Origin of the sequence: Konateibacter massiliensis (assembly GCF_900184995.1) — a bacterium.
Taxonomy (GTDB): Bacteria; Bacillota; Clostridia; order Lachnospirales; family Lachnospiraceae; genus Lachnotalea; species Lachnotalea massiliensis.
The window spans coordinates 2,830,806-2,846,930 of sequence record NZ_LT860099.1; the positions used below are offsets into that span (position 1 = coordinate 2,830,806).

Consider the following 16,125-nt stretch of genomic DNA (forward strand, 5'->3'; position numbering starts at 1 on the left):
AAGGAAGTTGAGGTGAAGGTGATGCCACCGATTAACAATGATTGGCTGGAGCCGTTAAAAGGAGAATTTCGAAAAGAATATTATAAAAATTTACACAAGAAGATAGTGGAAGAATATAACGCGCGTCAGGTTTTTCCGGACCCTGATGATATTTTCAATGCATTTCATTTGACACCGCTTAGTAAGGTAAAGGTTGTTATTCTGGGACAGGACCCTTACCATGATAACGGCCAGGCACATGGAGTATGCTTTTCCGTGAAACCGGAGGTGGAAACACCGCCGTCTCTTGTAAACATTTATAAGGAGCTGCATGATGACTTAGGCTGTTATGTGCCAAACAACGGTCATCTGGTCAAATGGGTGCAGCAGGGTGTATTGCTCTTGAATACTGTGCTCACTGTGCGGGCTCATCAGGCAAATTCCCACAGGGGAATCGGCTGGGAGGAGTTTACCGATGCGGCAATCCGTATTTTAAATGAGCAGGACAGACCGATTGTCTATATATTATGGGGAAAGCCGGCACAGAGCAAAAAGGAAATGCTGAACAATCCAAAGCATCTTATTTTGGAAGCACCTCATCCAAGTCCCCTCTCGGCATACAGAGGTTTCTTTGGAAGCAAGCCGTTTAGTAAGGCCAACCAGTTTTTGGAGGCAAATGGGCTGGAGGCAATTGACTGGCAGATAGAGAATATATAATAATCATAATTTAGTGAGATTAATAGGAATAATCAAACCCTCCACTATAACACCAGACTTTTTGTTTGAGGTAAAATTTGATGTAAGTAGGAGGTATGCATCAATGAATTCTTATAAAACTGCTGAAATTGCAGCAATAATAGGGATACATCCCAATACGGTACGGCTTTATGAGGAATTAGAGCTTATACCAAAGCCTAAAAGGCAGTCCAACGGCTACCGTGTTTTTACGGATTTTCATGTGGAGCAATTTCAGCTTGCACGTCTTGCGTTTCAAGTTGAGGTACTGCAGAATGGTCTGCGAAAGAAAATCATTCAAATGGTTAAAAAATCGGCAGCAGGTGATTTTGAAACAGCGCTTGTGCTTACACGGGAATATTTAGAGCAGGTCAGACAAGAACGCGAGAACGCAGAAGAAGCGATTTATATTGTGGAGCAGGTTTTAAACGGTTTCCATGAAAATACACATTTTTTTAAGAGAAAAGAAGTGTCGAAATATCTAAATATTTCTATGGATACACTGCGAAATTGGGAAATGAATGGTCTTTTGACTGTCAAACGCAGGCAAAACGGGTATCGTGTATATACGGATGAGGATATACAAATATTAAAGATTATTCGTTCACTGCGATGCGCTAATTATTCTTTAGAGGCTATTTTGCGTATGCTTTGTCAGTTATCTGAAAATCCAAATGCAGATATCAAGAAAGCTCTAAATACACCCAACGCTGATGCGGATATTATCGCAGTATGCGACAAGCTGATTAGTTCTTTATGTGATGCGGAGAATAATGCACAGAAAATGATTTATAAGTTAGAAAAAATGAAAACTAAATTTTTATAAACGCTCCACTTTACCACCAATGTTTCTGTTGGTGGTATTTTTTATATATCATAGAAAGGAGGCAGTAAGATGCAGGAAGTAATTAGGGTTGAAGAACTTACAAAATCGTATGGTAAGCTGATTGCGGTAGATAATGTAAGCTTGTCAGTAAGGCGCGGTATGTTTTTTGGTCTGCTTGGAGCAAACGGAGCAGGCAAAAGTACGACGTTGGAGTGTATGTTAGGAATTCAAAAGGTAGACAGCGGAAAAATAACTATTTTAGGAATGAATCCGCTGACAGAGCGAAAAAAATTATTTGAAAAGGTAGGTGTTCAATTTCAGGAAGCTAATTATCAGGAAAAAATTACGGTATCAGAGCTTTGCGAGGTTACAGCGTCACTATATCAAAAATCGGTAAACTATGTTGATTTACTAACCGAATTTGGTATTTTTGATAAACAAAAAAGTCCTGTGTGCGAATTGTCAGGAGGTCAAAGGCAGCGTTTATTTCTTGTTCTTGCCCTTATTCCTGATGCAGAGGTTATTTTTTTGGATGAATTGACGACAGGGCTTGATGCGAAGGCTCGCCGGGGTGTCTGGAAGATTCTTTCCGATTTAAAAGAAAAAGGATTGACAATTATGTTGACTTCTCATTTTATGGATGAGATTGAAGCCCTGTGTGATCAGATTTGCATTTTGAAACAAGGTAAAATCGTATTCAGCGGTACTGTACCAGAAGCAATTCATGCAAGTCCCTATGATAAACTGGAGGACGCTTATCTTTGGTTTTCAGATGAGGAGGTATAAGATGAGAACTTTTATTATAATGCTGAAAACAGAATGGAAGCTTTCTCTGCGAGGAATGGATATGTTTATTTTTGCTATTTGTATGCCGCTTGCAGCATTGGTCATGCTTGGTATCATTTATGGGAATAAGCCAGCCTTTGAGGGGGCAGAGTATAGCTTTTTGGAACAGTCTTTTGGTGCACTGACAACGATTGCAATTTGTGCAGGCGGTGTTATGGGGCTGCCGTTAGTTGTGTCAGACTATCGCAGCAAAAAAATATTGAAGAGATTTAAAGTAACACCGATTAGTCCATCCATGATTTTGCTGGTACAAGTTGTTATCTATACATTCTATTCGATTGTATCCTTGCTTCTTCTCTATCTCGTTGCAGCAAGTGCTTTTGACTATCGGCTTCAAGGCTCACCGCTTTATTTTGGAGGAGGTTATATCTTAGTAATGCTATCAATGTTCAGCGTTGGAATAATGGTGGGCGGTATAGCTCCCAATACCAAAATTGCCGGTGTTATTGCAAGCCTATTATACTTTCCGATGCTCTTATTTTCCGGAGCAACACTGCCATATGAGGTTATGCCCGCGACGCTTCAAAGAGTTGCCGATATGTTACCTCTGACACAAGGAATAAAAATCCTTAAAGCTGCTTCACTGGGGCTTGATATGGATGGTACATCAGTTCCGATTTTAGTTATGACGGTTCTCGCTGTTGTTTGCGGCACGATTTCAATTAGGTTTTTTCGGTGGGAATAAGATAGATTTATAGAAAGAAAAAGCTGTCCCCCAATTTATATGGGGAACAGCTTTTGGACTTATTTCCGATAATTTATTCTATGCTTCTTTTGCTAAATCAAGATTCTTGTTTGCAGTAGAAAGCATTAATTTAATTCGGTTCAACTGGTTTACCTCACTTGCACCCGGATCGTAATCGATGGCAACGATATTGGAAAGAGGGTACTGGTGTCTGATTTCCTTGATAACACCCTTTCCTACGACGTGGTTTGGCAGGCAGGCAAACGGCTGCGCACACACGATGTTGTTTGTGCCGCTGTGAATCAGCTCTAACATTTCACCGGTTAAGAACCAGCCTTCACCCGTCTGGTTTCCGAGTGAAACAAATTTGGAAGCCATCTCTGCAAGTTCATCGATGTCTGACGGAGGAGAAAAATGCTTGCTTTCCTTCAATGCCTTGTAAGCCGTAGCACGAATAAATTCAATACCTTTGATACCTAATCTGCCCTTTATGGCAGTTGACTTCTTAAAGCCTAAATCACTCGCCTTAAACTCTGTGTTTTTAAAGCAGTAGAGGAAGAAGTCGATTAAGTCAGGCACAACAGCTTCGGCACCCTCTGACTCTAACAATTCTACAAGATAATTGTTGGCGGAAGGGAGGAACTTAACTAAAATCTCTCCGACGATACCAACCTTTGGCTTCACTTCATTTGTAATCGGCAGACTGTCAAAGTCCGCTACAATTTCACGGCAGAGGCGCCTGAATTTAAAGTAGGAAGGGTTTTTGCCCGAAACAAATTTCGTACAAATATCAACCCACTTGCGATGCATGGCGTTGGCAGAGCCAGGAACCGCCTCGTAAGGACGCATGTGGTATAAGGTGCGCATGAATAAATCACCGAATACTAACGAGAAAACACCTTTTTTCACCATGTCATATGTAATCTTAAAGCCAGGATTGCCCTCCAAACCGCTTAAGTTTAAGGAGATAACAGGTATCTGAGGATATCCTGCCTTTTCCAAAGCACGGCGGATGAAGCCGATATAGTTAGAAGCACGGCAGCCACCGCCGGTCTGACTGATGATAACGGCAGTCTTATCCAAATCGTATTCCCCGGATAAAACAGCGTCCATAATCTGTCCGACTACCATAAGAGACGGATAGCAGGCATCGTTGTTTACATATTTGAGTCCTATGTCAACGGAGGACTTATTGTCATTGCCAAGCAGTTTAATGTTGTAGCCGCAGGATACCAAAGCCGGCTCCACAAGCTCAAAATGAATCGGTGACATTTGCGGGCAAAGTATTGTATAATTCTCGCGCATTTCTTCTGTAAAGACAACTCGGTCGTAAGCGGAGGATTTTACATTTCGGTTGAAATGCTTTTGCTCACGCACACGAAGAGCTGAAAGGAGAGAACGAATTCGGATACGCGCTGCACCTAAGTTATTAACTTCATCAATTTTTAAAACAGTATATATTTTATCTGATTTTGATAAAATATCGCTGACTTCATCGATTGTAACGGCATCAAGTCCGCAACCGAAGGAATTCAACTGAATGAGATCCAAATCATCCCTTATTTTAACATAGTTAGCAGCCCCATAGAGCCTTGAATGGTACATCCATTGATCCATAACGAGGAGAGGGCGTTCAACCGGCTCTAAATGGGAAATAGAGTCCTCTGTCAGTACCGCAATGCCGTAGGAGTTAATCAATTCCGGAATACCATGGTTGATTTCAGGGTCAATATGGTAAGGGCGTCCGGCAAGAACGATACCTCGTCTTCCTGTTTCCTTTAAATAGTTCAGTGTTTCCTCACCCTTGCGCTTGATATCCTCCCTCGAAGCCTCCTGCTCGTTCCAAGCAAGCTCTACGGCTGCTTTTATTTCTTCATAAGAAAGATTAAAGCTCTCTAAGGATTTTACAAGCTGAGGAATAATGGTTTCCTTGCTTTCGAAAGATAAAAACGGATTTTTAAAATTAATCTCGCCTCTTACGATTTCATCAATGTTGTTTTTGATGTTTTCCGCGTAGGAGGTAACAATCGGACAGTTGTAGTGATTGTTTGCATCCTCAAATTCCTTTCTTTCATAAGGAATACACGGATAAAAAATAAAGTCAACACCTTGCTTAATCAGCCACATAACGTGTCCGTGTGCAAGTTTTGCAGGATAACACTCTGATTCACTTGGAATGGATTCAATACCAAGCTCGTATATTTTACGGTTAGAGTCAGGTGATAAAACAACCTGAAACTTTAAGGCATTGAAAAATGTAAACCAGAACGGGTAGTTCTCATACATATTTAAAACTCTTGGAATACCAACGGTTCCGCGTACAGCCTCCTCCGGAGAGAGCGGCTGATAACCGAAGAGCTTCTCATATTTATATTCAAATAAATTCGGAATATTGTCCTTGTTTTTCTCTTTTCCGATACCGCGCTCACAGCGATTTCCTGTGACATACTGGCGTCCTCCGGTAAAACGGTTAATGGTCAAGACACAATTGTTTGTACAGCCTCTGCATCGGCCCATTTTTGTGTCAAATTCCAAAGTATAGATTTTTTCGATCGGAAGCATGGTAGTTTCCTTCGTCTCGGAAAGCTCATAGCGTTCTCTGGCGATTAAGGCAGCTCCGAATGCTCCCATGATACCAGCGATATCAGGACGGACTGCCTCACATTTTGATGTTTTCTCGAAACTTCTCAAAACGGCGTCATTATAGAAAGTACCGCCTTGCACAACGATTCGTTTTCCTAAATCTTTCGGGTCTGATACCTTGATAACTTTAAATAAAGCATTTTTGATAACGGAGTAAGCAAGTCCGGCTGAGATATCATCTACGCCGGCACCTTCCTTCTGTGCCTGCTTTACCTTGGAATTCATAAATACGGTACAGCGGGTTCCAAGATCAATCGGGTTTTTCGCAAACAGTGCGGTTTTTGCAAAATCCTCTACCGTAAAATTCAGGGACTTTGCAAAGGTTTCAATAAAGGAGCCGCAGCCTGCGGAACATGCCTCATTGAGCTGTACGCTGTCTACCGTTTGATTTTTAATGCGGATACACTTCATATCCTGACCGCCGATGTCTAAAATACAGTCAACCTCAGGGTCAAAGAAGGCAGCAGCATAGTAGTGAGAAACGGTTTCCACCTCTCCCTCATCAAGCATCAATGCCGCTTTAATCAAGGCTTCCCCATAACCTGTCGAGCAGGAATATACAATCTCAGCCTTAGCCGGGATACGGGAATAAATTTCCTTGATTGCCTTGATGGTCGTTGCAAGAGGGCTTCCGTTGTTACTGCTGTAGAAAGAGTAAAGCAGGGAGCCGTCCTCGCCAATCAGAGCAACCTTTGTCGTTGTGGAACCGGCATCGATTCCTAAAAAGCATTTGCCTGTATAGCTCTCCAAATCACCGGTTGTCACACTGTGGCTGTTGTGGCGTGCTTCAAACTCTGCATATTCCTCCTCAGAGGAGAAAAGAGGCTCCAGACGTTCCACCTCAAATTCCATCTTAATATTGGAACTAAGCTTATTCTTTAATTCGGATAAAGAAATAGAAACCTCCGGTTTGGAATGAAGGGCAGAACCAACCGCCGCAAACAGGTGGGAATGTACAGGTGCTATAATATGGTCCTCATCCAGATTCAGGGTCCGGATGAATGCTTCACGAAGTTCGGATAAAAAGTGAAGAGGACCGCCTAAGAATGCAATATGTCCGCGGATTGGCTTACCACAGGCAAGTCCGCTTATAGTCTGATTTACAACCGCCTGAAAAATGGAAGCCGATAAATCCTCTTTTGTAGCGCCTTCGTTGATTAAAGGCTGAATATCCGACTTGGCAAATACACCGCATCTTGCTGCGATCGGATAGATTGCCTTGTAGTCCTTGGCATATTCGTTAAGTCCCGTGGCATCTGTCTGCAACAGAGAAGCCATCTGGTCGATAAAAGAGCCGGTACCGCCGGCACAGATTCCGTTCATTCTCTGTTCCACAGAGCCGCCGGAAAAGTAAATGATTTTGGCATCCTCTCCTCCAAGCTCGATTGCGACATCAGTCTGAGGGGAATCTTCCTGCAAGGCAGATGCAACGGCAATTACTTCTTGGACAAATGGGATTTCTAAGTGTTTTGAAAGAGTTAAACCGCCGGAGCCTGTGATGACAGGAGAGAGGGAAAGCTCGCCGAACTGGCTGTGAGCCTCCTCTAAAAGAGAAGCCAAAGTTTCCTGAATGTTGGCAAAGTGCCTTCGGTAATCAGAAAATAGTATGTTTTTGTTTTCATCAAGAATGGCAATCTTGACAGTGGTGGAACCAATGTCAATGCCTAATGGATATAATAATTGATTTTTCATATAATTTTTACAGTAAAATACTGTTACCTCCTAGCTCTAAAGGGATACATCTTGTATCAGAAGCAGTGTCAAGCATTGTTTTGACACTAAATATAGATACCGATACTATTATACGACATTAAATAAGTAAATACAAATACAAAATTTGTATAATGGATATAAGAATAACACAATCTGGAAAAAATATCTACATATTTTTATAGTACCAATTCTTAAGGAAAAGAATATTATATGAGGAAGAAAGAAAGGGGAAACGGTCTATGGATAATTCTGAAAATGCAAATATAGGCAATGTCCGCGCCTATGCAAATTGTCTCAATAACTGTATCAATAATTGCAGGTGCCGGGGATTTTATTATGTCATTAAGGAAGGGGATAGTTTATATCAATTAAGCCGAGCGTATAACGTAAGTGTATCTGACTTAATTATGGCAAATCCTTACATCAATGTATATAATCTTCAGATAAACGATGAAATCTGCATTCCGAAAGCAATAGAAGTTGAGCTCGCAAAGTAAAATTTTTGTGAGCAAATGTAAAAAGTTTTACTTCCGATTGACAAAAACGGATGCAGAAATTATAATGATAGCGATAAGAAAGTTTATGTGGGGAAGCTTTCACTTTGGTGGAAGCTTCTTTGCAAGAAATTGAACGATGAAAGGAAGTGTAATATCATGGAAGGTTTGCCGGGTCCGGGGAATAATTACTTAGAATTAAACAGATAATTAGGATGAGACAATCGGCATATACGGACATTGTCTTATTCTGAAGAGCGATAAGACGATGAAAGGAGTAAATTCCATGATCAGAATTTTTAGAACGATTGATGAAGGAATTCAGGAAGTTAATGAGATTCAGCCAGGCTGCTGGGTTGCATTGACAGATCCTACAGCAACGGAAATATTAGATATTTCCAATCAGTATAACATTGATGTAGAGCATTTGAGAGCATCTCTGGATGAGGAGGAACGCTCAAGAATTGAAGTGGAAGACAGGTATACGATGGTTTTGGTTGACATACCTGTTATTGAGGAGAGAAATAATAAGGATTGGTATGTTACAATTCCTTTGGCTATCATACTTACGGATGAGGTTATTTTCACTATCTGTCTGGAGGATACGCCGGTACTCGGAGCCTTTATGGACGGAAGAGTCAGAAATTTTTACACCTATAAAAAGACAAGATTCATCTTACAGATGTTATATAAAAATGCAACCATGTTTTTGCATTACCTGCGTATTATAGACAAAAAGAGTGAAGTGATTGAAAGAAAGCTTCATATGTCTACAAAAAATGAAGAATTAATAGAACTTTTGGAATTAGAAAAGAGCCTTGTGTACTTTACCACATCGCTTCGATCTAATGAGGTTGTTTTGGAAAAGCTGCTAAAGACGGAGAGCATCAAGCAATATCCGGAGGACAGAGAGCTGCTGGAAGATGTTATCGTTGAGAATAAACAGGCGATTGAGATGGCAGGAATTTACAGCGGTATCTTAAGCGGAACAATGGATGCGTTTGCCTCGGTTATCTCCAACAACTTAAATATCGTGATGAAGTTTTTGGCGACAGTGACAATCTGTATGTCAATACCGACCATGATAGCAAGCTTCTACGGAATGAACGTAAATCCGGACGGAATGCCGGGAGCGTCAAGCCCCTTTGGCTTTGCCTATGTAATTGTATTTTCACTTGTAATTACGATTATGCTGGCACTGTTCTTTGCGAAGAAGGACCTGTTTTAAGTATGATTTGTAGAAAGGCGATTGAAATATGAACTTTTTGAACAAGCTTGAACGTAAATATGGTAAATATGCAATACATAATCTCATGTATTATATTATCATCTTATACGGAATTGGAACGGTACTGGATATCGTTGCACCGGGGCTTTATCTGCAATATCTGGCACTTGACGTGCGTGCGGTTTTGCATGGTCAGGTATGGAGGCTTTTGACCTTTCTGATACAGGCACCGAGCGGCGGGCTGCTGTTTGCGATTATCGCACTGTATCTGTATTATATGATAGGAACCAATCTGGAAAACCAATGGGGTGCATTCCGGTTTAATATGTATTTTTTTGTCGGGGTACTGGGACATATACTTGCAGCATTTTTAGTATATTTCATAAATGGAGACAGTGTTTATATCAATATCTATTATTTGAACTTCTCTCTGTTTTTTGCCTTTGCCGCAACTTATCCAAACATGCAGTTTTTACTGTTTTTTGTCATACCGGTAAAAGCCAAATGGCTGGCATGGCTAAACGGAGCATTCTTTGCCTATGAGTTTTTGATTGGCTCATTCAGCACGAAAATTTGTATTGCATTGTCGATGGCAAACTTTTTAATCTTTTTCTTTGCAACGAGAAACTTCAAAAGAATATCACCGCAGGAAATACATCGCAAGCAAGCATATAAAAAAGCTACTTCACGCCCGCAAGGGATTACAAAGCATAAATGCGCTATATGCGGACGGACGGAAGAGGACGGCGATGAGCTGGAATTTCGTTTTTGTTCCAAGTGCGACGGCAACTATGAGTATTGCCAGGATCATTTATTTACACATACCCACATAAAAAGATAGTAAGAATTTACACACCGCCTCTTATAAAGCTTACAAAATTAAGAATAAACTATAAGAGGCTAAACTTATGCTGTCACTTAACATTAATGATAAATGCACAATGTGTGCCCAATTTAGGAGGAAAAAAATGAAAAAAACAAAAATAATCTGCACGATGGGACCAAATACAAATGACAAAGAGTTATTAAAAGCGTTGGCCATAGAAGGTATGGATATTGCCAGATTTAACTTTTCACACGGTGACCACGAAGAGCAAAAAGGCAGAATGGACATGATTAAGAGCCTAAGAGCAGAGTTACAGATTCCGCTTGCAATTTTGCTTGATACGAAGGGACCTGAAATCAGAACAGGTCTGTTAAAGAACGAAGAAAAAGTCAACTTAAAAGAAGGTGACGCTTATACCTTTACAAGTGAGGAAATCATTGGTGATGAGACAAGAAGTCATATTACCTATGCAAACCTGGCAGAAGATTTATCGGTAGGAAATAAGATTCTTGTCGATGACGGATTATTGGAATTTGAAGTAACTGAAATTGCAGGAAAAGAGATTAAATGTAGAGTTGTAAACGGTGGCGAGCTTGGAATGAGAAAGGGTGTCAATGTACCGAACGTTCAGATTAAGCTTCCGGGTATTACAGAAAAAGATAAAGAAGATATTATTTTCGGTATCGGCCAGGGAATTGATTTTATTGCAGCGTCTTTCGTCCGTTCAGCAGACTGTATCAAAGAGATCAAAGAAATTTTAAAAGAGCATAAAGCAGAGCATATTCAGGTTATTGCTAAAATTGAAAATGCAGAAGGTATTGCAAATATTGATGAAATCATCAAATATTCTGACGGAATCATGGTAGCAAGAGGTGATCTGGGTGTTGAGATCCCTGCGCATGAGCTTCCTTATCTGCAGAAGATGATTATCAAGAAGTGTAACGAGCAGTACAAGCCGGTTATCACAGCGACACAGATGTTAGATTCTATGATGAGAAACCCAAGACCGACCAGAGCGGAAGTGACAGACGTTGCAAATGCTATCTATGACGGTACAGACGCTGTTATGCTTTCCGGTGAGACAGCAGCAGGTAAATACCCTCTGGAAGCAATTCGTATGATGGTACAGATAGCAAAATCAACCGAGCAGCATTTAGATTATGAAAGACTAATCCAGAATAAGGCAATGCATAGAAAGAAAGGCATTGAAAGTGCAGTCGGATATTCCACCGTGGCAATTTCACACAATCTGGATGTGAAATTAATTGTGAACCCAACTGTATCAGGAGCTACTGCAAGACTGGTATCCAGCTTTAGACCAAGTGTTCCGATTGTCGGTATATCACCAAACGAAGAAACAGTAAGAAAAATGCAGATTTACTGGGGTGTTACACCGATACTGTCAGAGGCAAAAGAAACGACAGAGGATATTATTGCAAGAGCAATTGATATTATTAAAGATAGAGGATATGTACAAAAAGGAGATACGGTTGTATTGACAGCAGGATCACCGGCACCTACAAGGGAAGCGGCTGCCGGGGCAGTAAGTAATATGATGCGTGTAAGCGTTATCGACTAAGTACCATACCTTAATCAGGACAGTATTCCTATAATTGGGAGGCATATTTATGAACTTGTCTGAAATGAACAAGGTCGGAAAGACGAAAGTATATAAGAAAAACGCTATCATTTTAGACGAACAATCTACAGATACCACAATCTGTATTGTATTGCAGGGTGAAGTAGAGGTAATCGAGAAGGTAAGAAATACAAACACTTATATTAAGGCGGGAGAGTTTTTCGGAGGAATCCCGATTCTTCAGGATGCTATAAGACTGTATACGGTGAAAGCACTGGAGGATAATACAACGCTGTTTCAAATACAGACAAGTACCTACAACAGCTTAATCATGAAGGCGCCTGATATGTATTTTAAAATATTTATAAACCTTTTAAATAAGGTGAGGACGGGAATTGATGAATTAAATAAGACGGATCCGGTATCCGCCACACTCTATAAATTAGATCCCCTCTATGCCAGAATCAATTTGCTGAAAGAAGAAGATCTGGAAGACATGATTCAAAATGATTTGAATTATACAGTGTTTGTAATGCGATTTTTGAGCGATTTAAGCAATAAAATGAACTTAAATATAGTATAGGCTTATGATACCGCCAGGTGGCAGATTGACCATTTGGCGGTTATCCTTGTATTATAGGGGTTTTCTATGATATAAAATACCTTATGACAACGATTGCAGAGATAAAAGAAAAAAGTCTAAAAAGATAGAAAATATGGGGAGAATAAGACTCTATCAAGAAGAAAATAAGTGTATTTTAAATGAAAGTAAGGCATTATAGAGAAATAGAAACGTTTGCAAAATGACGAAAATATCTTGTCAAAATTCACAAAAATTGAGTCTCACATATGTTAAAATGCACAGTTGACAATATAAAACAGTAATGTTATCATAAAAAAGTAAAGAAAAGACAGCATGAATGACTAATTGAAATAGTAATTAAATTCTAATTCCTTAGCATTTGTGCCTATTTTTTGAAACAAATTGCAAACCTTTGCAAAACAACGAAAACTAAAGGAGAGATAAGTATTATGAAAAAGGCTAAAAAACTAGTTGCCTTATTAATGGCATCAACAATGGCACTGTCATTGGCTGCTTGTGGATCTTCTAACAGCGGATCAACTGCAACAGACTCCACAGCTACAACAGACACTACAACAGAGGCTGCTGATACAGCAAAAACAGAAGAAGCAGCAACTGACACAACTTCCGCAGACGGAAAAACAGTAATCACATTCTCATGGTGGGGTGGTGATTCAAGACATGAAGCTACTATCGCAGCGGTAGATAAGTTCATGGAGTTAAATCCAGACATCGAAGTTAAAACAAACTACGGTGCATGGGACGGATGGGAAGAGAAGATGGCAACTGGATTTGCTACAGGTACAGGTTCTGATGTTACACAGATTAACTGGAACTGGCTTACATCTTTTAGCTCAGACGGAAGTGTTTTCGCTGATTTAAATCAGTATTCAGACATCATTGATTTGACACAGTTTGATCAGACAAAATTGGATTTATGTACAGTGGCTGACAAGTTACAGGCAATTCCTGTATCTATGACAGGTAGAATCCTTTACTGGAATAAGACAACCTTTGATAAGGCTGGTATCGAAGTTCCTACTACTTTAGCTGATTTAAAAGCAGCTGGTGAGACTTTCAAAACTGCTTTAGGTGATGAGTATTATCCACTTGCTTTAGGCGAGTATGACAGAATGATTTTCATGGTTAGCTACTTAGAGTCCGTATACGGAAAGAACTGGGTAGAAGACGGTAAATTACAGTACACAGAAGCAGAAGTAAAAGAAGGCTTAGAATTCATTCAGTCTCTTGAAGATTCACATGTAATTCCTTCTATTGAGACAATCACTGGCGACGGTGCAGACTCTCTTGACAAGAACCCTAAGTGGATGGGCGGCATCTATGCTGGTATCTTTGAGTGGGACTCTTCAGCTTCTAAATTCCAGTCAGCATTAAACGAAGGACAGGAATTTGTTGTTGGTGACTACTTAACAGACTTAGGCGAGTATCAGGGTGGATTTACAAAAGTTTCTTTAGGATTTGCAATTTCTGAATCAGCAGCTAACAAAGAAGCTTGTGCTAAATTAATCAACTTCTTATTAAATGAAGAAGAAGGTATCAAGATTATGGCTTCTGAGAGAGGAATTCCTCTAAGTACAGCAGCATTAAAGATTTGTACAGACAACGACTTATTAGATGCAACAGTAGCAGAAGCAAACGGAAAAATTCTTGCTTGGACAAAATTCTCATTGGATCCTACTTTTGAGGATGCTAAGTTAAAGAACAACCCAGACGGCACATACTATGACGCTATGCAGGGATTAAGCTATGGTGATTATAGTGTTGACGAAGCTACAACTACTTTAATTGATGGAGTAAACGCAGTTTTAGCTAAATAATCCTAGCACGGATTGATATATTTATAAACCAAATATGTCGCCGGATACTTCGGTTTCCGGCGACATGTTTAAAGATAAGGAGAAAATTATGAAGTTTGACCAATATGTAGAATATCATTTAGCCCACTTTGAAAATGCAAAGTCTGACTGGAATTATGAAGATGGTTGTGTTTTACTGGGATGTGTTCAATTATATAAGGTGACAGGGAAGGATATGTACAAGAATTTTATAATTGAGTACATGAAAAAATTTATTAATGATGATGGAAGCATCAATCATTTTGAAAAAGAGAATTATAACATTGACAGTATACATACTGGTAAAGTATTATTCTTCTTATACGATGAGACAAAAGAGGAAAAATACAGACAAGCAATTGAAAACTTAATGGATCAGCTTAGAGATCACCCACGTACACAATGCGGCAGTTTTTGGCATAAAGCGATTTATCCGAATCAGATTTGGTTGGATGGTTTGTATATGGCACAGCCATTTTATATGGAATATGAAACAAGATATGAAAACAAAGAGCATTACGATGACATTATAAATCAGTTTAAGAATGTTAGAGAATATATTTATGATGATGAAAAAGCATTATATTGTCATGCTTATGATGAGGCAAAAATCCAGATATGGGCAGACAGAGAAACAGGAAAGTCTCCTAACTTCTGGTTGAGGGCAATGGGTTGGTATTTGATGTCTTTAGTAGACACGATGGATGTGATGTCAAAAGAGATATTTGAGCAGTATAAAGTATTGGAAGATATTTTCAAAGAGGCTGTGAAAGGAATTTTACAGTATCAGGATAAAGAAAGCAAATTATTTTATCAAGTGATTGATAAAGGTGACATAGAGGGTAACTACTTGGAGACTTCAGGCTCGGTAATGGTTGCATATGCAATTATGAAGGGATGTAGGCTTGGGGTACTTTCAAAAGAGAAATATCAAAGCGTTGGAGAAGAAATTCTAAATTCAATTATTGATCGTATGTTGATTGAAGAAGATAATGTTCCAAAACTAAGCCAAATTTGTTCGGTGGCAGGACTTGGTCCGAAAGACGAGCGTGACGGAAGCTTAGAATATTATTTTTCAGAGCCGATCGTGTGTGATGACCATAAGGGTTCAGGTGCTTTTATGATGGCATATGCTCAGATGCTATTGCTGAAACAAGCGTAATGCACACGTTGAAATAAGGAGGATTTATAATGGCGAAACAAGCTAATGCTACTACGGTAGCACCTACAAAGAAGAAAGGGTTTAAGAAGTTTGTAAAAGAAAACACAGGTTTCTTTTTCATTCTCCCTTGGTTAATAGGTTTTCTTATATTTAAACTGATTCCGTTTGGTTCATCTTTGGTTTACAGTTTTACAGATTATCATCTATTTGACGGCATTACACAAGTCGGATTGATGAATTACACTGATATTTTTTCAGATAATAAAATTATGAAGGCGTTTGGAGTAACATTCAAATATTCCTTTATTACAGTTCCGCTAAAATTGACAGCGGCATTATTTATTGCGTATATTTTGAACTTTAAGATTAAAGGTGTTAACCTGTTTAGAACGGCGTACTATATTCCTTCTATTTTAGGTGGCTCTGTAGCAATCGCAGTTCTTTGGAAAGCGGTATTTAGAGATGAGGGTCTTATCAACACCCTTTTAAGCTACTTTGGTATAAACGGACCAAACTGGCTGTCTGATCCTTCCTATGCGCTGTTTATTATTTGTCTCTTAAGAGTATGGCAGTTCGGTTCTGCGATGGTAATTTTCCTTGCAGCATTGAAAGGTGTTTCCGGAGACTTATATGAAGCAGCAGCAATTGACGGTGCAGGAAAATGGAGACAGTTCTTTAGCATTACTGTTCCGCTTATCACACCCGTTATTTTCTACAACCTTGTAACACAGCTGTGTCAGGCGTTCCAGGAGTTCAACGGACCATACATCATCACAAAGGGTGGACCGAGAAATTCCACAACACTGGTTTCCTTACTTGTTTACAATAACGCGTTCAAGAGTTATGAAATGGGTATGGCGAGTGCGATGGCTTGGCTGATGTTTATTATTGTAATGGTACTTACCGTAATTGCGTTTGTCAGTCAGAAGCGTTGGGTATATTACGCAGATGATGAGGGGAGGTAGAAGAT

General features: G+C 39.7%; 13 protein-coding genes. 12 read left to right on the plus strand and 1 reads right to left on the minus strand.

Translation table 11 applies throughout. The annotated features are described in order from the left end of the window. Window positions 1–21 precede the first annotated feature (21 nt). The 4 genes from CTY48_RS18540 (at window position 22) to CTY48_RS18555 (ending at window position 3,071) form a co-directional block, all read left to right on the plus strand. Window positions 22–696: a uracil-DNA glycosylase gene (locus CTY48_RS18540; protein WP_099470221.1), complete on the plus strand. Its 675-nt coding sequence runs from the start codon at window positions 22–24 to the stop codon at window positions 694–696. A gap of 103 nt (window positions 697–799) precedes the next feature. Beyond that, entirely contained in the window at window positions 800–1,540 is a 741-nt protein-coding gene (locus CTY48_RS18545; protein ID WP_099469931.1) for a MerR family transcriptional regulator, read from the plus strand. A 69-nt stretch (window positions 1,541–1,609) separates the two neighbouring features. Next, window positions 1,610–2,326 (plus strand): ABC transporter ATP-binding protein, encoded by a 717-nt coding sequence (locus CTY48_RS18550; RefSeq protein WP_099469932.1) that lies wholly within the window; start codon window positions 1,610–1,612, stop codon window positions 2,324–2,326. 1 nt (window position 2,327) lies between these two features. Further along, a complete protein-coding gene (locus CTY48_RS18555; RefSeq protein WP_099469933.1) occupies window positions 2,328–3,071 on the plus strand; it encodes an ABC transporter permease in 744 nt (247 codons plus the stop codon). Between the two features lie 78 nt (window positions 3,072–3,149). Here CTY48_RS18555 and CTY48_RS18560 read toward each other — a convergent pair whose 3' ends face one another. Further along, entirely contained in the window at window positions 3,150–7,406 is a 4,257-nt protein-coding gene (locus CTY48_RS18560) for a 2-hydroxyacyl-CoA dehydratase (protein WP_099469934.1), read from the minus strand. 260 nt (window positions 7,407–7,666) lie between these two features. Between CTY48_RS18560 and CTY48_RS18565 the strand changes: the two genes are divergently transcribed. The 8 genes from CTY48_RS18565 to CTY48_RS18600 all read left to right on the plus strand — a co-directional run bounded on the left by CTY48_RS18565 (window position 7,667) and on the right by CTY48_RS18600 (window position 16,120). Continuing rightward, window positions 7,667–7,924: a LysM peptidoglycan-binding domain-containing protein gene (locus CTY48_RS18565; protein WP_099469935.1), complete on the plus strand. Its 258-nt coding sequence runs from the start codon at window positions 7,667–7,669 to the stop codon at window positions 7,922–7,924. A 283-nt stretch (window positions 7,925–8,207) separates the two neighbouring features. Continuing rightward, complete coding sequence (locus CTY48_RS18570) at window positions 8,208–9,149, plus strand: magnesium transporter CorA family protein (protein ID WP_099469936.1); 942 nt, start codon at window positions 8,208–8,210, stop codon at window positions 9,147–9,149. 28 nt (window positions 9,150–9,177) lie between these two features. Further along, window positions 9,178–9,990, plus strand: coding sequence for a rhomboid family intramembrane serine protease (locus CTY48_RS18575; RefSeq protein WP_099469937.1), 813 nt, complete (start codon window positions 9,178–9,180; stop codon window positions 9,988–9,990). 127 nt (window positions 9,991–10,117) lie between these two features. Further along, window positions 10,118–11,554, plus strand: coding sequence for a pyruvate kinase (gene pyk, locus CTY48_RS18580; RefSeq protein ID WP_099469938.1), 1,437 nt, complete (start codon window positions 10,118–10,120; stop codon window positions 11,552–11,554). 49 nt (window positions 11,555–11,603) lie between these two features. Then, on the plus strand, window positions 11,604–12,137 hold the full coding sequence (locus CTY48_RS18585; RefSeq protein WP_099469939.1) for a cyclic nucleotide-binding domain-containing protein: 534 nt from the start codon (window positions 11,604–11,606) through the stop codon (window positions 12,135–12,137). 446 nt (window positions 12,138–12,583) lie between these two features. Further along, window positions 12,584–13,975, plus strand: coding sequence for an ABC transporter substrate-binding protein (locus CTY48_RS18590; RefSeq protein WP_099470222.1), 1,392 nt, complete (start codon window positions 12,584–12,586; stop codon window positions 13,973–13,975). A gap of 88 nt (window positions 13,976–14,063) precedes the next feature. Beyond that, complete coding sequence (locus CTY48_RS18595; protein WP_236355026.1) at window positions 14,064–15,155, plus strand: glycoside hydrolase family 88/105 protein; 1,092 nt, start codon at window positions 14,064–14,066, stop codon at window positions 15,153–15,155. A gap of 29 nt (window positions 15,156–15,184) precedes the next feature. After that, a complete protein-coding gene (locus tag CTY48_RS18600) occupies window positions 15,185–16,120 on the plus strand; it encodes a carbohydrate ABC transporter permease (protein WP_099469940.1) in 936 nt (311 codons plus the stop codon). The last annotated feature ends 5 nt before the right edge of the window (window positions 16,121–16,125 follow it).

Coding starts and splice junctions, on each gene's coding strand:
- CTY48_RS18540 (WP_099470221.1), top strand. CDS start 22: ATGCCACCGATTAACAATGATTGGCTGGAGCCGTTAAAAGGAGAATTT.
- CTY48_RS18545 (WP_099469931.1), top strand. CDS start 800: ATGAATTCTTATAAAACTGCTGAAATTGCAGCAATAATAGGGATACAT.
- CTY48_RS18550 (WP_099469932.1), top strand. CDS start 1,610: ATGCAGGAAGTAATTAGGGTTGAAGAACTTACAAAATCGTATGGTAAG.
- CTY48_RS18555 (WP_099469933.1), top strand. CDS start 2,328: ATGAGAACTTTTATTATAATGCTGAAAACAGAATGGAAGCTTTCTCTG.
- CTY48_RS18560 (WP_099469934.1), bottom strand. CDS start 7,406: ATGAAAAATCAATTATTATATCCATTAGGCATTGACATTGGTTCCACC.
- CTY48_RS18565 (WP_099469935.1), top strand. CDS start 7,667: ATGGATAATTCTGAAAATGCAAATATAGGCAATGTCCGCGCCTATGCA.
- CTY48_RS18570 (WP_099469936.1), top strand. CDS start 8,208: ATGATCAGAATTTTTAGAACGATTGATGAAGGAATTCAGGAAGTTAAT.
- CTY48_RS18575 (WP_099469937.1), top strand. CDS start 9,178: ATGAACTTTTTGAACAAGCTTGAACGTAAATATGGTAAATATGCAATA.
- pyk (WP_099469938.1), top strand. CDS start 10,118: ATGAAAAAAACAAAAATAATCTGCACGATGGGACCAAATACAAATGAC.
- CTY48_RS18585 (WP_099469939.1), top strand. CDS start 11,604: ATGAACTTGTCTGAAATGAACAAGGTCGGAAAGACGAAAGTATATAAG.
- CTY48_RS18595 (WP_236355026.1), top strand. CDS start 14,064: ATGAAGTTTGACCAATATGTAGAATATCATTTAGCCCACTTTGAAAAT.
- CTY48_RS18600 (WP_099469940.1), top strand. CDS start 15,185: ATGGCGAAACAAGCTAATGCTACTACGGTAGCACCTACAAAGAAGAAA.